19 protein-coding genes are annotated in these 19,933 nt (G+C 65.1%); 7 read left to right on the top strand and 12 right to left on the bottom strand.

From position 1 onward, the window contains the following. Positions 1-61: 61 nt before the first annotated feature. From AB0C34_RS30115 to AB0C34_RS30100, 4 genes are all read left to right on the top strand, one after another. Positions 62-790: a hypothetical protein gene (locus AB0C34_RS30115; RefSeq protein ID WP_357080388.1), complete on the top strand. Its 729-nt coding sequence runs from the start codon at positions 62-64 to the stop codon at positions 788-790. Positions 791-801: 11 nt separating this feature from the next. Then, complete coding sequence (locus AB0C34_RS30110; protein WP_357080385.1) at positions 802-1,539, top strand: hypothetical protein; 738 nt, start codon at positions 802-804, stop codon at positions 1,537-1,539. 408 nt (positions 1,540-1,947) lie between these two features. Further along, on the top strand, positions 1,948-5,451 hold the full coding sequence (gene rpoB / locus AB0C34_RS30105; RefSeq protein WP_357080382.1) for a DNA-directed RNA polymerase subunit beta: 3,504 nt from the start codon (positions 1,948-1,950) through the stop codon (positions 5,449-5,451). Between the two features lie 177 nt (positions 5,452-5,628). Continuing rightward, positions 5,629-9,582 carry a DNA-directed RNA polymerase subunit beta' gene (locus AB0C34_RS30100; protein WP_357080380.1) on the top strand — a complete coding sequence of 1,318 codons (3,954 nt, stop codon included), beginning with the start codon at positions 5,629-5,631 and terminating at the stop codon, positions 9,580-9,582. Positions 9,583-9,745: 163 nt separating this feature from the next. On the opposite strand, the gene AB0C34_RS30095 is transcribed toward AB0C34_RS30100, so the two are convergent. From AB0C34_RS30095 to AB0C34_RS30075, 5 genes are all read right to left on the bottom strand, one after another. Beyond that, a complete protein-coding gene (locus tag AB0C34_RS30095) occupies positions 9,746-10,420 on the bottom strand; it encodes an isoprenylcysteine carboxylmethyltransferase family protein (protein ID WP_357080377.1) in 675 nt (224 codons plus the stop codon). A gap of 296 nt (positions 10,421-10,716) precedes the next feature. Continuing rightward, positions 10,717-10,878, bottom strand: coding sequence for a hypothetical protein (locus AB0C34_RS30090; RefSeq protein ID WP_357080374.1), 162 nt, complete (start codon positions 10,876-10,878; stop codon positions 10,717-10,719). A 321-nt stretch (positions 10,879-11,199) separates the two neighbouring features. Further along, a complete protein-coding gene (locus tag AB0C34_RS30085) occupies positions 11,200-11,493 on the bottom strand; it encodes a hypothetical protein (protein ID WP_357080369.1) in 294 nt (97 codons plus the stop codon). An 8-nt stretch (positions 11,494-11,501) separates the two neighbouring features. Beyond that, complete coding sequence (locus tag AB0C34_RS30080) at positions 11,502-11,810, bottom strand: hypothetical protein (RefSeq protein ID WP_357080366.1); 309 nt, start codon at positions 11,808-11,810, stop codon at positions 11,502-11,504. Positions 11,811-12,090: 280 nt separating this feature from the next. Beyond that, a complete protein-coding gene (locus tag AB0C34_RS30075; RefSeq protein WP_357080364.1) occupies positions 12,091-13,101 on the bottom strand; it encodes an aldo/keto reductase in 1,011 nt (336 codons plus the stop codon). 100 nt (positions 13,102-13,201) lie between these two features. On the opposite strand from AB0C34_RS30075, the gene AB0C34_RS30070 reads away from it, so the two are divergent. Continuing rightward, positions 13,202-14,056 (top strand): helix-turn-helix transcriptional regulator, encoded by an 855-nt coding sequence (locus AB0C34_RS30070; RefSeq protein ID WP_357080361.1) that lies wholly within the window; start codon positions 13,202-13,204, stop codon positions 14,054-14,056. Between the two features lie 10 nt (positions 14,057-14,066). Here AB0C34_RS30070 and AB0C34_RS30065 read toward each other — a convergent pair whose 3' ends face one another. After that, positions 14,067-14,276: a hypothetical protein gene (locus AB0C34_RS30065; protein ID WP_357080358.1), complete on the bottom strand. Its 210-nt coding sequence runs from the start codon at positions 14,274-14,276 to the stop codon at positions 14,067-14,069. A 111-nt stretch (positions 14,277-14,387) separates the two neighbouring features. Between AB0C34_RS30065 and AB0C34_RS30060 the strand changes: the two genes are divergently transcribed. Together AB0C34_RS30060 and AB0C34_RS30055 are read left to right on the top strand one after the other, a co-directional pair. Continuing rightward, positions 14,388-14,720: a metalloregulator ArsR/SmtB family transcription factor gene (locus AB0C34_RS30060; protein ID WP_357080355.1), complete on the top strand. Its 333-nt coding sequence runs from the start codon at positions 14,388-14,390 to the stop codon at positions 14,718-14,720. Continuing rightward, the gene (locus AB0C34_RS30055; protein ID WP_357080352.1) at positions 14,717-15,196 is read left to right on the top strand and encodes an SRPBCC family protein; all 480 of its coding nucleotides are present in this window, start codon (positions 14,717-14,719) and stop codon (positions 15,194-15,196) included. The genes AB0C34_RS30060 and AB0C34_RS30055 overlap by 4 nt, the downstream gene beginning before the upstream one ends. 48 nt (positions 15,197-15,244) lie before the next feature. On the opposite strand, the gene AB0C34_RS30050 is transcribed toward AB0C34_RS30055, so the two are convergent. From AB0C34_RS30050 to AB0C34_RS30025, 6 genes are all read right to left on the bottom strand, one after another. After that, complete coding sequence (locus AB0C34_RS30050; protein ID WP_357080349.1) at positions 15,245-16,234, bottom strand: pirin family protein; 990 nt, start codon at positions 16,232-16,234, stop codon at positions 15,245-15,247. Further along, the gene (locus tag AB0C34_RS30045; protein ID WP_357080346.1) at positions 16,231-17,022 is read right to left on the bottom strand and encodes a GNAT family N-acetyltransferase; all 792 of its coding nucleotides are present in this window, start codon (positions 17,020-17,022) and stop codon (positions 16,231-16,233) included. Before AB0C34_RS30045 ends, AB0C34_RS30050 begins: the two co-directional genes overlap by 4 nt. Before the next feature lie 189 nt (positions 17,023-17,211). Beyond that, positions 17,212-17,511: a putative quinol monooxygenase gene (locus tag AB0C34_RS30040; protein WP_357080343.1), complete on the bottom strand. Its 300-nt coding sequence runs from the start codon at positions 17,509-17,511 to the stop codon at positions 17,212-17,214. Between the two features lie 24 nt (positions 17,512-17,535). Further along, entirely contained in the window at positions 17,536-18,606 is a 1,071-nt protein-coding gene (locus AB0C34_RS30035; protein WP_357080340.1) for an aldo/keto reductase, read from the bottom strand. After that, entirely contained in the window at positions 18,603-19,058 is a 456-nt protein-coding gene (locus tag AB0C34_RS30030; RefSeq protein ID WP_357080337.1) for a MerR family transcriptional regulator, read from the bottom strand. The genes AB0C34_RS30035 and AB0C34_RS30030 overlap by 4 nt, the downstream gene beginning before the upstream one ends. A gap of 193 nt (positions 19,059-19,251) precedes the next feature. Next, positions 19,252-19,665: a Scr1 family TA system antitoxin-like transcriptional regulator gene (locus AB0C34_RS30025; RefSeq protein ID WP_357080334.1), complete on the bottom strand. Its 414-nt coding sequence runs from the start codon at positions 19,663-19,665 to the stop codon at positions 19,252-19,254. Positions 19,666-19,933: the final 268 nt, after the last annotated feature.

Here is a 19,933-nt window from a genome sequence, read left to right as displayed (position 1 = left end):
AGCGAACCGTGGGCATCCGGCCCTTGGGCGCGACGGAGTCGACCGACCGCCAGGTGCCGCGGTGAACCCGGATCTGCCCGAGCACGCCGACGCAGCAGACACTGTGGTCTCGCCTGCTGGTCCGGCCGAGGCCGCTATACCGGACAAGGACGTCGCCGGTGCGGCAGAGATCGTCGCCGATGCGCCGCAGCGCTCCGGCGCAGTGGCGTCGTTCGGCACATTCGCGCTGGTCGGATCGGCCGCACTGCTGGTGGTGGCCGTGGTCGCCGCCGCGTGGTTCGGCACCGGCTGGGTTGGGGCCGCGATGACCGACGGTCCGCGCGCCGATTCCCGCGACAATGCTCTGGACGCCGCCCGGCAGGCCGCACTCAACATGACCTCGATGAACCTCGACGATGTGCCCGGTTCGCTTGCCCTGGCCAGGTCGTCGATGACCGGTACGCTGCTGGACTCGGCGACGAAAAACAAGGACCAGGCCGAGAAGCTGGCCGCGCAAACCGGTGTCGGGATGTCGGCGAAGGTGCTCGGCGCCGCGCTCACCTCGCTGAACACCGAGCAGGACAAGGCGTCGGCGCTGGTTGTGCTCCAGGTGACGGAGGTCGGCAAGGACAAACCGCCGGCCGAATACCGATACACCTGGAGCGTCGATGTGGCCAAGGGCGGCGATACCTGGAAGGCCGAGCAGATCTCCTCGCTCAGCCAGCCGGTGCTGTTGAGTGGTGGACCGGGCCAGCAGCCGCCAGCGCCTCGCGCGGACCAGGCGCCCGCCGCGCCGAAGCCGGGATCGTAGGAGGACAGCACATGACGTCGCCTCGTCGGCCGGTCAATCGAGTCACCTCCAAGCGCCGCTCCGGTGCCCAGCAACCATCGCGCCCGGCAACACAGCGCACCGAGCGCCTCCCGTCGACCCGCGCCAAGCCGCGAGTGGCGGGCGCTGCCCAGCTCGGTACGACACGCGAACCCACGCACCTCGACCAGGCTCCCGTCCGGACGCGCCTGCGCAAGTTTCTCGTCCCGAGCGCGACCCGACCGCCGGGTACGGGCTCAGGTCGCACGCGGTGGTTCCTCGTCGCGGGTTGTCTGCTCGCCGCCGTGTCGCTCGGCGTCTTCGCCGTGGTCGCCGCCCAGCGTCCGGGCGTCGACACCTCGAACCAGGCGTTCGTGAACAACGAGGCCACCCAGGAGGTGCGGGCGGCCGCCGACAGTGCGTTGCGGACCGTCTACGCCTACGACGTGAAGAAGATCGACGACTACCGGGATACCGCCAAGCAGGTGCTCACCGGCAAGATGCTCGCCGATCTGGACAAGTACGCCGACACCACCATCTCGGCGGTCAAGCAGGCGCAGACCAGTGCTGACGCCAAGGCAGATCCCATTGCCGTGACATTGCTCACGGACGACCGCGCGGAGTTGCTGGTCAATCTGGTGGTGAGCGCCACCAAGGACGGTGTTGCGCAGCAGAGCGTCGCGGGTCCCGTCGTCCTGCATATGCGAAAGGTGGACGGTCGCTGGCTGGCCAGCGACATAGTCGACCAGTAAGTCCCCCGTACAAGCGGGGATAGCGCAGCGCGCCAGGCGATCTCGTCTGTGTATCGGACGTGCCAGCCACTTGACGAGTTTCGTGCGAACCGTCACGCTATTCACAACAGCGGCAGCTGTCACAGTGGCTTCCAGCGCACCGCGGCTCACGACGCAGCCAGCGAATGCGGCCCGGCGCGCCAGCCATGCGGACGTTCGCACGGGTGGTACTTTGACACTCCCGTGTAAATGGGTGTAGGTTTGGACGTTGCGCTGGCTGCCTCCTGTCCTTTCCTCGATTAGCACACGTGAGTTCCACCCTTCCGGTGTTACTTCCGTTGGTGCCTGTTCGAGTTTCGTTCGGGTTGTAACCAGCGGAATTCGTAGCAGACAAGCGACGGTCGCGGACCACCACGCGACGCGCGTGAGGTGCTGGAAGGACGCATCTTGGCAGTCTCCACCCAGACCAAGGCAGTTGCCGGAATCCCCGGAGCCCCATTGCGGGTGTCTTTCGCGAAGATCCGTGAACCCTTGGAGGTGCCCGGACTTCTCGATCTACAAACGGAATCGTTCGCCTGGTTGATCGGTTCACCGGATTGGCGTGAGCGTGCCGCCGCACGCGGCGACGTCGGCCTAGTCGGGGGACTCGAGGAGGTACTCGAGGAACTCTCTCCGATCGAGGACTTCTCCGGCTCGATGTCCCTGTCCTTCTCCGACCCACGCTTCGAAGAGGTCAAGGCCTCGATCGACGAGTGCAAAGACAAGGACATGACCTACGCGGCGCCGTTGTTCGTCACCGCGGAGTTCATCAACAACAACACCGGTGAGATCAAGAGCCAGACGGTCTTCATGGGTGACTTCCCGATGATGACCGACAAGGGCACGTTCATCATCAACGGCACCGAGCGTGTCGTCGTCTCGCAGCTGGTCCGCTCGCCGGGGGTCTACTTCGACCACTCCGTCGACAAGGGCACGGAGAAGGACCTGCACAGCGTGCGCGTCATCCCGAGCCGCGGCGCGTGGCTGGAGTTCGACGTCGACAAGCGCGACACCGTGGGTGTGCGTATCGACCGCAAGCGTCGGCAGCCGGTCACCGTGCTGTTGAAGGCGCTCGGCTGGACCACCGAGGAGATCGTCGAGCGATTCGGCTTCTCCGAGATCATGATGTCGACCATGGAGAAGGACAACACCGCCGGTCAGGACGAGGCGCTGCTGGACATCTACCGCAAACTGCGTCCGGGCGAGCCGCCGACCAAGGAGTCCGCGCAGACCCTGCTGGAGAACCTGTTCTTCAAGGAGAAGCGCTACGACCTGGCGCGCGTCGGCCGCTACAAGATCAACAAGAAGCTGGGTATCCACCTCGGCGAGCAGATCACCGGTTCGGTGCTCACCAAGGAAGACATCGTCACCACGATCGAGTACCTGGTGCGCCTGCACTCGGGTGACCGTGCCATGACCGCCCCGGGCGGCCAGGAGGTACCGGTCGAGATCGACGACATCGACCACTTCGGCAACCGTCGCCTCCGCACCGTCGGCGAACTGATCCAGAACCAGATCCGGGTCGGTCTGTCCCGGATGGAGCGTGTGGTCCGCGAGCGGATGACCACCCAGGATGTCGAGGCGATCACGCCGCAGACCCTGATCAACATCCGCCCGGTCGTGGCCGCGATCAAGGAGTTCTTCGGAACCTCCCAGCTCTCGCAGTTCATGGACCAGAACAACCCGCTGTCGGGTCTGACCCACAAGCGCCGCCTCTCGGCGTTGGGCCCGGGTGGACTGTCGCGTGAGCGCGCCGGCCTGGAAGTCCGTGACGTCCATCCGTCGCACTACGGCCGGATGTGTCCGATCGAGACTCCGGAAGGCCCGAACATCGGCCTGATCGGTTCGCTGTCGGTGTACGCGCGGGTCAACCCGTTCGGTTTCATCGAGACCCCCTACCGCAAGGTGGTCGACGGCCGGGTGACCGACGAGGTCCGCTATCTGACCGCCGACGAGGAGGACCGGCACGTCCGGGCCCAGGCGAACTCGCCGGTCGATGCCGAGGGCCGTTTCCTCGAGGACCGTGTGCTGTGCCGCCGCGGCAACGAGGAGAACGAGCTCGTCGCGGCCGCCGAGGTCGACTACATGGATGTCTCGCCGCGCCAGATGGTGTCGGTCGCGACCGCCATGATCCCGTTCCTCGAGCACGACGACGCCAACCGCGCCCTGATGGGTGCGAACATGCAGCGTCAGGCCGTGCCGCTGATCCGTTCCGAGGCGCCGATCGTCGGCACCGGTATGGAGCTGCGCGCCGCCGTGGACGCGGGCGATGTCGTGGTGAACGAGAAGGCCGGTGTGGTCGAGGAGGTTTCCGCCGACTACGTCACCGTGATGGCCGACGACGGTTCCCGTAAGAGCTACCGGATGCGGAAGTTCAACCGGTCGAACCAGGGCACCTGCTCCAACCAGCGTCCGATCGTGGACGAGGGCCAGCGGGTCGAGCACGGCCAGGTCTTGGCCGATGGGCCGTGCACCGAGAACGGTGAGATGGCGCTCGGCAAGAACCTGCTCGTGGCGATCATGCCGTGGGAAGGGCACAACTACGAGGACGCGATCATCCTGTCGCAGCGCCTCGTGGAAGAGGACGTTCTCACCTCGATCCACATCGAGGAGCACGAGATCGACGCCCGGGACACCAAGCTGGGCGCCGAGGAGATCACCCGGGATATCCCGAATGTCTCCGACGAGGTGCTCGCTGACCTGGACGAGCGCGGCATCGTTCGCATCGGCGCCGAGGTCCGGGATGGCGACATCCTGGTCGGCAAGGTCACCCCGAAGGGTGAGACCGAGCTGACCCCGGAGGAGCGGCTGCTGCGGGCGATCTTCGGTGAGAAGGCGCGTGAGGTGCGCGACACCTCGCTGAAGGTGCCACACGGCGAGTCCGGCAAGGTCATCGGCATCCGCGTGTTCGCTCGCGACGACGACGATCTGCCTCCGGGTGTCAACGAACTGGTCCGCGTCTACGTCGCGCAGAAGCGCAAGATCCAGGACGGCGACAAGCTCGCCGGCCGGCACGGCAACAAGGGTGTCATCGGCAAGATCCTCCCCACCGAGGACATGCCGTTCCTGCCGGACGGCACCCCGGTCGACATCATCCTGAACACCCACGGTGTGCCACGTCGTATGAACATCGGCCAGATCCTGGAGACCCACCTGGGCTGGATCGGTAAGGCCGGCTGGCAGGTCGATGTCGCCACCGACGGCGCCCGTCCCGACTGGGCAAAGGCACTGCCGGAGGAGATGCTGGGCGCTCCGGGCGACTCCAACATCGCGACGCCGGTCTTCGACGGCGCGCGCGAGGAGGAGCTGACCGGTCTGCTGAGTTCGACGCTGCCCAACCGCGACGGCGAGCGCATGGTCAACGACGACGGCAAGGCGACACTGTTCGACGGACGTTCGGGCGAGCCTTTCCCGTACCCCGTCGCGGTCGGCTACATGTACATCCTGAAGCTGCACCACCTCGTCGACGACAAGATCCACGCCCGTTCGACCGGTCCGTACTCGATGATCACCCAGCAGCCGTTGGGTGGTAAGGCGCAGTTCGGTGGTCAGCGTTTCGGTGAGATGGAGTGCTGGGCCATGCAGGCCTACGGTGCGGCGTACACGCTGCAGGAGTTGCTGACCATCAAGTCCGACGATGTGGTCGGTCGCGTGAAGGTCTACGAGGCGATCGTCAAGGGCGAGAACATCCCGGAGCCGGGCATTCCGGAGTCGTTCAAGGTGTTGCTCAAGGAGCTCCAGTCGCTGTGCCTCAACGTCGAGGTGCTGTCGTCCGACGGCGCCGCGATCGAGATGCGCGACGGCGACGATGAGGATCTGGAACGCGCGGCGGCCAACCTGGGCATCAACCTGTCGAGGAACGAAGCGGCCACCGTCGACGATTTGGCGAACTAGGCGGTCGGCCGGATGCCGCTGCTCGCGCACGGCATCCGGCCTCCCGCGATTGACAAGAGTGCTCGGCCGAGCGAGATCTCGGCGGATATAGGGAGTGCTCGGCCGAGTGAAACCTCGGCAGACACCTACTAGTGAACTTTTGCTCGAATTCGACCCGCACAGGGGAAAGGAAGTTACGTGCTAGACGTCAACTTCTTCGATGAACTCCGGATCGGCCTTGCCACAGCCGAAGACATCCGCCAGTGGTCCTACGGTGAGGTGAAGAAGCCGGAGACCATCAACTACCGCACGCTCAAGCCGGAGAAGGACGGCTTGTTCTGCGAAAAGATCTTCGGTCCCACCAGGGACTGGGAGTGCTACTGCGGCAAGTACAAGCGGGTGCGCTTCAAGGGCATCATCTGTGAGCGCTGTGGCGTCGAGGTGACTCGCGCCAAGGTGCGCCGTGAGCGGATGGGCCACATCGAGCTGGCCGCTCCGGTCACCCACATCTGGTACTTCAAGGGCGTTCCGTCGCGCCTCGGCTACCTGCTCGACCTGGCGCCGAAGGATCTGGAAAAGATCATCTACTTCGCCGCCTACGTCATCGTGGCCGTCGACGACGAGTTGCGACACAACGAGCTCTCCACGCTCGAGGCCGAGATGGAGGTCGAGAAGAAGGCGGTCGCCGACCAGCGTGACGCCGATCTCGAGGCCCGCGCTCAGAAACTCGAGGCCGACCTGGCGGAGCTGGAGGCCGAGGGCGCCAAATCCGACGTGCGTCGCAAGGTCAAGGACGGCGGCGAGCGGGAAATGCGCCAACTCCGTGACCGGTCCCAGCGTGAGCTGGACCGGCTGGAGGAGATCTGGACCACCTTCACCAAGCTGTCCCCCAAGCAGCTCATCGTGGACGAGGTGCTCTACCGCGAGCTGATCGACCGCTACGGCGAGTACTTCACCGGCGCCATGGGTGCGGAGTCCATCCAGAAGCTGATGGAGAACTTCGACATCGACGCCGAGGCCGAGTTGCTGCGCGAGACCATCCGCAGCGGCAAGGGCCAGAAGAAACTGCGCGCGCTCAAGCGGCTCAAGGTCGTCGCGGCATTCCAGGCCAACGGCAACTCGCCGATGGGCATGGTGCTCGACGCCGTTCCGGTGATCCCGCCGGAGCTGCGCCCGATGGTTCAGCTCGACGGTGGCCGCTTCGCCACCTCCGACCTGAACGATCTGTACCGGCGCGTGATCAACCGCAACAACCGCCTCAAGCGACTGATCGACCTCGGCGCGCCCGAGATCATCGTCAACAACGAGAAGCGGATGCTGCAGGAGTCCGTCGACGCACTGTTCGACAACGGCCGTCGGGGCCGTCCGGTCACCGGACCGGGCAACCGTCCGCTCAAGTCGCTGTCGGACCTGCTCAAGGGTAAGCAGGGCCGCTTCCGCCAGAACCTGCTCGGCAAGCGTGTCGACTACTCGGGCCGTTCGGTCATTGTCGTCGGTCCGCAGCTGAAGCTGCACCAGTGCGGTCTGCCCAAGCTGATGGCGCTGGAACTGTTCAAGCCGTTCGTGATGAAGCGCCTGGTCGACCTGAACCACGCGCAGAACATCAAGTCCGCCAAGCGCATGGTGGAGCGGCAGCGGCCGCAGGTGTGGGACGTCCTCGAAGAGGTCATCGCCGAACACCCCGTGCTGCTCAACCGCGCGCCGACCCTGCACCGCCTCGGTATCCAGGCCTTCGAGCCGCAGCTGGTGGAAGGCAAGGCCATCCAGCTGCACCCGCTGGTCTGTGAGGCGTTCAACGCCGACTTCGACGGTGACCAGATGGCCGTGCACCTGCCGCTGTCGGCGGAGGCGCAGGCCGAAGCACGCATCCTGATGCTGTCGTCGAACAACATCCTGTCGCCCGCTTCGGGTCGGCCGCTGGCCATGCCGCGTCTGGACATGGTGACCGGCCTGTACTACCTGACCCGCCTGGAAGACGGCGCGCGGGGTTCCTACCAGCCGGCCACCAAGGACGGACCGGAACAGGGCGTGTACTCCTCGCCCGCCGAGGCGCAAATGGCGGTGGACCGCGGTGAACTCACCGTGCGTTCGCTGATCAAGGTCCGGCTGACCGACCAGCGTCCGCCGAAGGATGTCGAGGCGGAGCGGTTCCCGGCGGGCTGGCGGCGCGGCGACGCGTGGACCACCGAGACCACGCTGGGCCGAGTGCTGTTCAACGAGTTGCTGCCCGCGGACTACGCGTTCATCAACGAGCAGATGCCGAAGAAGCGTCAGGCGACGATCATCAACGATCTCGCCGAGCGTTACCCGATGATCGTGGTCGCGCAGACCGTCGACAAGCTCAAGGACGCGGGCTTCTACTGGGCTACGCGCTCCGGTGTGACGGTCTCCATGTCCGACGTGCTCGTGCCGCCGGAGAAGGCCGAGATCATGGAGCGCTACGAGGCGCAGTCGGATCAGATCGAGAAGAAGTACCAGCGTGGTGCGCTCGATCACCAGGAGCGCAACAACGCCCTGGTCAAGATCTGGCAGGAGGCGACCGAGGAGGTTGGTAAGGCGCTGCGCGCGCACTACCCGGCCGACAACCCGATCATCACGATCGTCGACTCGGGCGCCACGGGTAACTTCACTCAGACTCGTACCCTCGCGGGTATGAAGGGCCTGGTGACGAACCCGAAGGGTGAGTTCATCCCGCGGCCGATCAAGTCCTCCTTCCGTGAGGGCCTGACGGTTCTGGAGTACTTCATCAACACCCACGGTGCCCGAAAGGGTCTCGCCGACACCGCGCTGCGCACCGCCGACTCGGGGTACCTGACCCGTCGTCTGGTGGACGTCTCACAGGACGTCATCGTGCGCGAGCACGACTGTGGCACCGAGCGCGGCATCGTGGTGCCGATCGCGGAGAAGCAGCTCGACGGCTCGATTATTCGCGACGCGCACGTGGAGACCTCCACCTACGCTCGGACCCTCGCGTCCGACGCGGTGGACGCCGCGGGCAACGTGGTCGTCGCCAAGGGCGCCGACCTCGGCGACCCGGCCCTGGAGGCGCTGCTGGACGCCGGCATCACCGAGGTGAAGGTCCGCTCCGTGCTGACCTGCACCACCGGCACCGGCGTCTGCGCGACCTGCTACGGCCGCTCCATGGCGACCGGCAAGCTGGTCGACATCGGTGAGGCCGTCGGCATCGTCGCCGCGCAGTCCATCGGTGAGCCCGGTACCCAGCTGACCATGCGCACCTTCCACCAGGGTGGTGTCGCGGGTGATGACATCACCGGTGGTCTGCCCCGTGTGCAGGAGCTCTTCGAGGCTCGGGTGCCGAAGGGCAAGGCGCCGATCGCTGAGGTCTCCGGCCGTATCCGGCTCGAGGACGACGACCGCTTCTACAAGATCACCATCATTCCGGATGACGGTGGCGAAGAGGTTGTCTACGACAAGCTCTCGAAGCGTCAGCGTCTGCGGGTGTTCAAGCACGACGACGGCACCGAGCGTCTGCTCTCCGACGGTGACCACGTCGAGGTCGGCCAGCAGCTGCTGGAAGGCGCGGCGGACCCGCACGAGGTGCTGCGCGTGATGGGTCCCCGTCAGGTGCAGGTCCACCTGGTCCACGAGGTCCAGGAGGTCTACCGCTCGCAGGGTGTGTCGATCCACGACAAGCACATCGAGGTCATCGTGCGCCAGATGCTGCGTCGCGTGACCATCATCGACTCGGGCGCGACGGAGTTCCTGCCCGGCTCGCTCACCGAGCGTGCCGAGTTCGAGGCATCCAACCGCCGCGTCGTCGCCGAGGGCAACGAGCCCGCGGCGGGTCGTCCGGTGCTGATGGGTATCACGAAGGCGTCGCTGGCCACCGACTCGTGGCTGTCGGCGGCGTCCTTCCAGGAGACCACCCGAGTTCTGACGGACGCGGCGATCAACTGCCGCTCCGACAAGCTCATCGGTCTCAAGGAGAACGTGATCATCGGTAAGTTGATCCCGGCCGGTACCGGTATCAACCGCTACCGCAACATCCAGGTGCAGCCGACCGAAGAAGCCCGTGCCGCGGCGTACGCGGTGCCGTCCTACGACGACACCTACTACAGCCCGGACAGCTTCGGTCAGACGACCGGTGCCGCGGTGCCGCTGGACGATTACGGGTTCAGCGACTACCGGTAATCCGGTACATCGCACAAGCATTCGGCCCCCGACTCCTTGCGGAGTCGGGGGCCGAATTGTGTTGTGAGCGATCGCGGCGGCGGATTTCGAGCTGGTCGACAATCAACTACACGCCTGATGACATGTACGCGAATGTTGACGGCACTCAGCGGAAGTTCCGGCCCTACCAGATATATGGCACCAACCGATGGTGCACCTTCTGCGTGTATTCACGGTATCCGTCCAGTTCCTGCTCGAGCGCCTTTTCCTCGTCGAGGATGCGGATGACGAGAACGATCAGGCCAGGGATGACGGTGACAAGTCCCCAGTAGGAGTCCAGCGCGAGGGGGATACCGACCATCATGATCAGCGATCCGAAATACATCGGGTGTCGCACGAGGCCGTACAGCCCGGTGGAGACCACTTTCTGTTCCGCCTCAACCGTGATGTTGGAGGCGGCATACCTGTTCTGCAGGATCACCAGCATGGCGATGCCAAGCCCGAGCGCTACCAGAACATCGCCACACAACGAGACCGCCGTCGGCACCGACGACCAGCCGAAGCGATGATCGAGGGCGCTGATTATCAGCATCGCGGCCAGCGATAAGAATGCGCCCGACACGGCATATTTTTGTATTATTCTGGTTTCCGCTCTCGGGCCTGCGTGCATTCGTCGCTGGAGGGTTGCCGGATCCTTCCGAAGTAAATAGATGGTCGGCACGGTCGTCGAGATGGCGAACACGGCGATGAAAACCCATGCTTGCCAGTAATTGAATGTTCCCGTCGGCAAGAACAACAACAGGCCGAACAACGCGATCCCGATGAGACTTGATAACGCTGTTTGCAGAGCGATTTTCATGAGGTGCTCGATTCGGTAGACGGCATCGTCGGTCTGCTACGGTGCCGGCGGCGGGCCGAGATCTCGATCGTTTCAGTGGATCAGCCAAAAGTGCGAATATCAGACGGGACTCGCCTCCGGGGGCGTGCCGTCTTCATCATTCTCCCCGCGGAAGGCCGATTACGCGAGAGCCTCAGTCTCGATGTGGTGGGGCACCACCGCTTTCTTGCATCACCAAGTCAAGATGGACAGCCTCTGGCGCGTAACGGACTGCCCGTAAACGCCGGTTGGCTTTTTCAGTAGTTTCGACCTGCCACCTACCGTGGCCCGATATATTCGGGTGCGTAGAGCTCGGGCTCGAACAGCCTTTTCGCGCCAGCGCGGGTGTGCAGTTTCCGTTGCAGGGAGCGCAGGATCGTGATCGCTTCAGCGTCGCGTATCGCGTTGACGAGTTGGAACTCGACGCCCGCTCCAACCAAATCCCGGCACCTCCGGACGAACCTGCAACTGCCTACCCTGCCATCACCACCGCGCGTGATCCGCACGAGCGAGCCGTGACGGGAGTTGAATGGTTGCTGCGGAGACCATTTCGAACGACTTTTTCACTACGCTCGCTGACGCTATCGCCGGCCGCACTGCACTCTCGTTGCGCGCTGTGCTGGATGGTTGAGTTTGGTGCTCGGATCGTTCTGCGGCGGGTCGACTTCGGAGGGTATGCGCTGCACTGGATTGCGCCGCCCGGACCTGGGGCTACCGCGTCCGCATAGTTCGTTTTCCGATGGCGGCAGCGGTGATCGCGCTCAGTGGCCAACCCAGTACAGCCCGACAAACGACAAGAACGACCCCAAGGTGCCTGCCAACGCGACAATCAGGCCAGTGCCCACCTGGCGAGCACGCCCGCCGATCGCCATGAGAACGGATGCTGCCAGAAGTTCGCCGCCGTACCCGAAAACTAGGGAGAACGCCGTGAAGGGGACGACCAAAACCGGAAGTACGTTGATCAGCACCGTCAGTGCAGATGTCGCCAGAGAAGATGGGCCGAACCACGCTGAGTCCGATCGGTTTGATGGCGCGGCGGTCCGTAGTTCTGCCAATGCCTCTCCTAGGTCGACAATTGGTAGAGCAACGCGACAACAAACGCGGCGGTAGACCACAGAGCGAAGGCGGTGATCGCACCGACCGCGATGGCACGCCCGACGGCCGTGGACTTCCAAAGAAGGGAAACCGCCGCGATCGCTCCGTGCACACCCGTCGTGAGAAGGTATGCGCTCGAGGGGATATCGGCTCCATCGGGGCCTATTATTTGCGTGGCAATTGCCAAGACAACGACACCGCAAACAAAGAAGGCCGAAGAACTGCAGGTTGCAATGCCCCACCGCTGGTTACGGTCACGCTCTTCCGCATGCGGCATCAGATCATTCCTTCAGGGAGTGGCACTCGAGGGGGCTGCCGACATGAACGCCGCCGAGGGCTTGGATCACCGGGAACGTGGCACTGGACTTCATCCATCGTCGTCGCCGATGTGCGCCGCTCTGCCGGATCGATTGTCATTCTCGACTCCCCTCGGAGATCGAGAACAACATTAGGGGGTTTGTGCTGCCTGCTCTACTGTCGATCGCCTCGGTTTCCGGCTGTTGGTCGTCGGGCAGCATCCGCGCTGCCGGTGGCATGCCGCGTCTCCGCCTGCGACCTCAGCGCTCGCTGTCGAGAATCGCCATCTGCGCGCTCGCGTAGCGCTCACCCGCGACCTGATCGGCGGGCATCGCTGCCTCGATCGTCGACAGCTCGTCGGCATCGAGCGAGATATCCAGGGCGCCAAGGGTTTCGGCCAAGCGTTTCCGCTGCCGCGCACCGATCACCGGCACGATGTCAGCACCCCTGGTGAGTGCCCATGCGATGGCCAATTGCGCCACCGTGGCGCCTTTACCCGCCGCAATCGCGGCGAGTGCGCGCACCAGCTCCAAATTCCGGTCGAGGTTGTCGCCTTGGAAGCGCGGGCTATGCGCGCGGAAATCGTCGGCGGCGAAATTTTTTCCGGGTTGGAACGAATCACTGAGCAGACCACGCGACAACACGCCGTATGCGGTGATGCCGATGCCGAACTCGCGGCATACCGGAAGGATTTCCGTCTCGATGCCGCGCGAGATCAGCGAGTACTCGATCTGGAGGTCCGCGATCGGATGCACGGCAGCGGCGCGGCGAATGGTTTCGGCACCGACTTCGGACAAGCCGACGTGGCGCACATATCCGGCCTCGATCAGTTCAGCGATGGCGCCGACGGTGTCCTCGATCGGCACGTCCGGATCGAGCCGCGCGGGCCGATAGATGTCGATGTAGTCGACGCCGAGTCGTTGCAGGCTGTAGGTGAGGAAGTTGCGCAGCGCGACCGGCCGGTTGTCCACGCCGCCCCAGGTGCCGCCGGGGCCGCGTAGGCCGCCGAACTTCACGCTCAGGACCACGTCCTCGCGCGGCCGTTCGGCGATAGCCTTGCCGATCAGCAACTCATTGTGGCCCGCGCCGTAGAAGTCGCCGGTGTCGATCAGGTTCAGGCCGGAGTCCAATGCCGCGTGCAGGGTGGCGGTCGATTCGACGTCGTCGGCCGCGCCGTACATGCCGGACATGCCCATCGCGCCGAGCCCGATGCGGCTCACTTCGGGTCCGGTACGGCCGAGGCGCACTGTTTCGATCTTCGGAGTTGTCATATGACCAGCTTGGCCTGTGCGAGCCCGTTCCGGGAGAGAGAGTTGATCAGGGGAGTGACGATCCCTGGCTGAGCCTGCCGTTTCCGGGGACAGTGGTGACATGGATCGTGCCCAGTTCGCCGATTTCCTGCGCCGGCGCCGCGAGCAGTTGACGCCCGCCGATATCGGGCTGCCGCCCGGTGTCCGACGCCGCACGCCAGGACTGCGCCGCGACGAGGTCGCCATGCTCGCGGGAATGTCCACCGACTATTACACCCGGCTGGAGCAGGCGCGTGGTCCGCGGCCGTCTACCACGGTGCTCGCCGCGCTCGCCCGGGCGCTGCGTTTCAGCAGCGACGAACGCGACTACCTCTACCACCTGTGTGACCACGCGCCGCCGGGCCGCGAGTTCACCGACAAGCATGTTGGCCCCGGCCTGATGCATCTATTGGCGAAGCTGGACGATACCGCGGCTATGGTCGTCACCGATCTCGGCGAGGAACTCGTCCAGAACCGGATGCACACTCTGCTCGTCGGCGACCACAGCGAACTGCGCGGTTGGGAACGTTTCCATGCCTACCGGTGGTTCGCCGACGTCGGCACCCGCGCGATCTTTCCGGAGGAGGACTGGGATCGGCTGGCCCGCCAGCACGTCGCCGATCTGCGCGCGACCGCCGCCCGTCGCGCGGGTGACGCCGATGTCGCCGAATTCATCACGAAGTTGCGGTCGGTGAGCATGGAGTTCAATCGCCTCTGGAACGAACATGAAGTGGCGGTGCGACTTTCGGACACCAAGCAGTTCCTGCACCCGCGGGTCGGGCTGATCGACACCGTGTGCGAAACGTTGCTCACCCCTAACGCCGCGCAGCGCCTGCTGGTCTTTCTGCCGCGTCCTGGTACCGACGCGGCCGAGAAGCTGGAACTGCTGCGGGTGATCGGAACGCAGCAGCTGGCTCCCGCGGATCGTCTCGACTGAGTCGTAGCGGTCACGTCAACGCCCTCTGCCAGAATCTGGCCGGCGCGACGATCGCGCCGGTGGGCACGGTAATGACGTCGGGCGCCCGTGCCGGTCCCAGTGGGAACCCGCTGACGAAGCCGCGTCGATACCCGTGCCGGGCTGAGCTGTCGGTGCGGTCTTCGCCCGCCGAGTTGTTGGTGTTGTCCTCGCGAACCAGAGCCGTCAGTGCGGTCTTCATCTGCCGGAGCCGTCCCTCGGCTTCGGCGTGTCCCCCTGACTGCGCCCTGACTTCGGACAGTCCGTGGTTCGGCACTTGACGATCGCGCTCGCCCGCGCAATACTGAACTAGATGGTTCAGTATGACTTCCTTGATGCTTCCTTCGGGGCACTCGCGGATCCCACAAGGCGTGGAATCCTGGAATGCCTCGGTCGTGCACCGGCGACGGTCAGCGAGCTGGCCGAACGCTTCGAGATGACGCTGACCGGCGTCAAAAAGCACATCCAGCTGCTGGAGGCCGCGGGCATGGTCGTCACGGAGAAGCGCGGTCGGGTGCGCTACTGCACGCTCGGCGAGAACGTCTTCGATCGTGAAATGGCCTGGATGCGGGGCTATCGACAGATGGTGGAAGCCCGGATGGACCGCCTCGGTGAATTCCTCGAACGAACGGAGCAGGACAGATGAGCACAACTACGAACGACGCCGTGGTCACCACCGACATCGATCGCGAGATCCATATCGAGCGGGTCTTCGATGCTCCGCGTGAGCGGGTCTGGGCGGCCTACAGCCGGATCGAGTTGCTCACGCAATGGTGGGGGCGCGGCAATCGGCTCGACGTCGAGCGTTGGGAGTTCCGCGTGGGTGGGCACTGGCGGTTCGTCGAGCACGCCGACGGCGAAACCCATGGCTTCGAAGGCAGATTTCGGGAGATCACGCCACAGGAGCGGATCGTGTACTCGTTCGAGTGGGACGGGATGCCCGCGCACGTCGCGATCGACAGTGTCAGTTTTGCCGATCTCGGTGCCGGTCGAACCAAGGTGGTCACCGACAGTCAGTTCCACACACCGCAGGAGCGCGACGGCATGGTGCAGTCCGGTATGGAGATCGGGCTCAACGCAGGCTACCGAGCGTTGGACGCCTTGTTGGCCAGGCAATCCTGACCGGAAACGGCCCCGTCGGTGCGGCGGGGCCGAATCATGGTGTGACGCTCAGTCCCTGGCCGGCCCGATCCGACGTCTGCGCGGCTCGAGATGCAGTCCGGGCAGCGGCGGCGCGGGGACGCGCTGCTCGGGCGGGTGGCCCGCGATGTCCGCGAACCGTTCGACATCCCGGTTCTCCCAATCATTCCGGGCCGCGACGATCTCCTCGTGGCTGCGGGCGACGAAGTTCCACCACATCACGAGTTCCTCGCCGAACGGTTCGCCGCCGATCAATGCGAAATGGGCGCCGTTGGCACTCGTGAGCGGTAGTTCGTCGCGACCGGTACCCAGGTACAGCAGCGGTCCCGGGGGGAGTTCGGTGCCTGCGACCGTCACCTTGCCTTCGATCACCAGAATCGCGTGCTCGAAACGGGGATCGACCGGGACGGTGATGTCGGCACCCGGTTCCACCCGCATATCGGCGCCGACCAGGGGCGTGTACGCGATCGCGGGGGAGGTGACCCCGGCGAGCGAGCCGATCAAGACGGTCGCTCGGAGGCCGGGCGCTTCCAGGACCGGAAGCTCCCGATGTTGTTCGAAGTGCGGGGCGATGCCGGCGTGGTCGCCGGGCAACGCGATCCACAATTGCAGGCCGTGCCCCGCGGGTGCGCCCGGGACCACGTACTCGGAATGGGCGATGCCGCGGCCTGATGTCATCAGGTTCAGCTGACCGGGCTCGATCCGTACGTCCGAACCGACCGAGTCGCGGTGCCGGATGCGGCCGTCGAACGGCCAGGTCACCGTTTGTAGGCCGATGTGCGGGTGCGGGTCGATGTCCGGCGGCGCGCCGGTGTTCGTCACCGTCGGCGAGCCGAAGTGATCGAGAAAACACCACGCGCCGACCGTCGGCAGATCCCGTTGCGGCAGTACGCGTTCGACATAGACGCCGCGCACGCCGCCAAGTGGTACCTCACGCGCCGGATACAACTCGGCGACCGGGCCGGGCCCCGGCGCGGACTCGCAGAGCGTTTCCGCGGGCTTCGAGTCGAGGTCACTCACCGGATGACACCTTTGCCGATCACGTGTGCGTCGTAGTCGTGGTGCTTTTCCAGGTATGCCTTGATGAACGGGCACAGTGCCCGGATGACCCGCCCGCGCGCGATGGTGTCCTCGATCGCGTTTTTGGCCAGGACGGAACCGAGCCCTTTGCCGGAGAAAGCGCCGTCGATCTCGGTGTGGATGAACACCGTCTCGTCGTCGCGCTCCTCGTATTCGGCGAAGCCGGCCAGGTTGCCGTCGTAGGACACCTCGTAGCGCTGCTTGTCCTCGTTGCGGACGACTGTGGACGCCTGTGCCGATTCGGTCATTGCCTTCTCCTTCCGTGCGCGTACCGGGTGCTTGCTCAGGATGGACACGCGATTGAACGCGCCGATCGTGGTCGCTGCCCAGACGACGACAGCCAGCTGGTCATCGGTCAGGTGGTTGCGAGCGCGGGCGTACTCACGCTCGAGGGTGTTCTCGTCGGGAAGCGTCGCGGTGATCTCCGTGAGGGCGAGCACGGCTTGCTCGAACGGGGTGTACGCCTCGCTGCGCCGCCATCCGGGCAGCACCGCGATCTCCTGCTCGGTGGCTCCGGCCGCGAGTGCGGCCCGATAGTGCACGTCCAGGCAGTAGGCGCAGCCGTTGATCTGCGAGACGCGCAAGTTGATCAGTTCGATGATTCTGCGGTCGAGCCCGAGCGCGGCGGCCGCGGCGCGCACCTCGCTCGCGACGCTGTTGAGCGCGCGAAACGCGGTGGGCGTCTGCTTGTCGATCCAGACGCGGTCATGGGCTGCCGAGGGCTTCATATTCCTCGGATGCTAGCTGGCTTGGGTGAACGCGCGGACGGGGGATCTCGGATAAACGGACTTCGGTCCGACGTATTGCGTGGCTGGGCGCCCGGCGGATATCCCACCGACCTGATCGATGACCGCTCGAACCACGACCGTCCGGTGCCGCTTTCAGCACCGGACGGCGAGGGGTAGGGCTCGGACGGATCACTCGATTTCGCGTAACCGCCGCACCTGGATCGGCTCGACCAGAATCTCCTCCAGTGCTGCAGCGCCTGCCTTGAAGTGTGGTGTCTGGAATTGCGTCGCCAAGCAATCCGCGTCGAACCACTCCTCGACCAGCATCACCCGGCTCGGGTCGGTGGGATGCAGGTAGAGCTGGTAGTCGAGGCAGCCCTGCTCCGCGAGGGTCGGTTCGATCATGCTCTGCAGCAGATCCCTCAGATCGGTCTCGTGGCCCGGCTTGGCGATAAAGCGGACGTTGAGCACCAATGTGTCCACCGCCATAACTGTTCTCCCTCTGTCGGTTTGCTACTCCCGGCCCGCCGAGGTGAAAGCCATGTCCGCATACCGGGTTCCGGCCACCTTGCTCGCGATCGGCTCCAGTGTGGCCAGCTCGTCGGCGGTCAGTGCGACAGTCGCGGCGGCCACGTTGTCGGCGAGGCGGGCCCTGCTGCGCGTCCCTGGAATCGGGATCACCGCGAGGTCGTGCACGCGCGCCTGTGCGTGCACCCAGGCCAAGGCGACCTGCGCCTGCGTGATGCCGCGAGTGTCCGCGATCGCCCGCAGCGGCGTGAGCAGCTCGGTGTTGTGCGCCACGTTGTCGCTGGAGAAGCGTGGCATCGAGTCGCGGAAGTCCTTTCCGTCCGACGATCCGCCCGCACCGGTATACGACCCGGTGAGGAAACCGCGGCCGAGCGGCGAATACGGCACGAAGGCCACGCCCAGTTCCGCGGCGGCGGGCACCACGGTCTGTTCGACATCCCGGGAGAACAGCGACCATTCCGACTGCACGGCGGCGATCGGGTGCACCGCGTGCGCGGCGCGAAGTTCGGCTCCCGTCACCTCGGACAGGCCGAGCGCGCGCACCTTCCCCTCCCGCACCAGTTCCGCCAGTACACCGACGGTGTCCTCGATCGGTGCGTCCGGACTCTTGCGGTGCATGTAGTACAGGTCGATGGCGTCGATCCGGAGCCTGCGCAAGCTGGCCTCCACCGCGCCGCGAAGGTAGGCGGGGGAGTTGTCGACACCACGGTAACTCGGGTCGTCGGCTTTTCGGACGATGCCGAACTTGGTGGCCAGCACCACCCGGTCACGATGGGCGCCGACGAAATCGCTGAGGAATTCCTCGTTGTGGCCGGAACCGTAGATGTCGGCGGTGTCGAAAAGTGTGACACCCAGTTCCAGTGCGCGGTCCAGCGTTGCCCGTGATTCGGTGAGATCGCTCGGGCCGTAGAACTCGCTCATCCCCATACAGCCCAGTCCCTGTGCCCCCACCGGGATGCCGCCGGTGCCCAGCGTGGTGGTGGGCAGCGCGGCGGTGGCGTGCCCACCGGTCGCCCGGCTGGCACCTTCTGTCGAATCGCTCGATACTGCGTTCATACTTTGACCCCTTCGCTGTCTTGCGCGGTGACCACGACCGGTGCGACCACCTGGGCTTTGCCCTCATAGGCGGCGATCTTGTAATCCAGCACGGCCAGGGTCTGACGAAGTTCATCGATCTTGGCGAGTACCTCGGTGCGCGTGTTCTGGAACATCTCCAGACGCTCCGGAAAGGTGGATTCCCCTTCCCGCACCAACTCCGCGTAGCGAACCATGTCCGCCACCGACATGCCGGTGGTGCGCAGGCGGCCGATCAGCACGAGCCATTCCAGATCGCGATCACTGAACCGGCGCTTGCCGGTGTGGTCCCTGCCGATGTAATCCATCAGCCCGATCCGCTCGTACCAGCGCAAGGTGTCCCGGCTCAGTCCCGACCGTTCGGCCGCGGCGCCGATCGAATGCCGCGGTAGATCCCGGTCGGTCACCGTGCCGTGCGATGCGGTCTCACTCATGACCGCACCTCGCCGGCGCTCGGCTCCGTCATGCGCGCTGCGCGCTGTGCCGATGATTCGCTCACTGACTCGCCCTTCTCGTTGAACACCGACGACGCTAGTCACCTGGAGTGCACTCCAAGCAAGCCCGATTCTGCCAGCGCTGAATTCGGGCGGGAGACGTGCTGCGTTCCCGCGTGTTCAGGTACAACGTTTATCCAGCGCGTCGGTGATCGATGCGCGCGATCCTGTCCCGGTAACCAACTGCCCAGCGAGAAGGTCGAAGTGCGACCACACAGCGCAATTCTTTCGGCGGTGCGGCGGTGATCTCCGCAGTGTGCCGTTCTACTGCGACGATGACGCTGCGTAACTTCGCTTCGGCGTAATCGGCGTTCCGCACCAGGCCGGGGATGATCCGCGGGTCGTAGCCGCCGATGAACTCGGCGTCGGCTTCGAGTTCGGCGTAAAGCTGTTTCCGCGTTCGCCGCCCGCACCGCGTAGTCGGCGATACTCCAGGTAGGCGCCGATCGAGATGCCCAGGGACGTAACGAATGTCCTCACCAGCGTCAACGCTGCCCCCCGCGACAGGGCGACCATCGTTGGTAGCCCGAGAGTGGCTGTGCGACAAAGCGGATCCGGCTCATGGTGACGCGCTGTTCAGCGAGTGCTCCTAATAGCGGAAGTATAGGGATGTGCTCGACCGCCGACACCCGCCATGTCATCAGCACCCAGATCGGGTACGAGCACCGTCGATAACCGTTACGTTCCGTCATCGGCCAGAAAACCCGAGAAACCTTGTCGCGGGGCCCCGGCAAGCGGGTGGCCCCGGCGGCCGGGCAGTGGGGTTAAAAGGGGGGTGTTGTACGGGGCCAATTTTGGGCGGCGGGGGAGGGGAA

This window comes from Nocardia sp. NPDC049220 (assembly GCF_040647855.1).
Lineage (GTDB): Bacteria > Actinomycetota > Actinomycetes > Mycobacteriales > Mycobacteriaceae > Nocardia.
The sequence above is the reverse complement of the archived record's forward strand: the minus strand, read 5'-3'. Positions and strand labels throughout refer to the sequence as shown.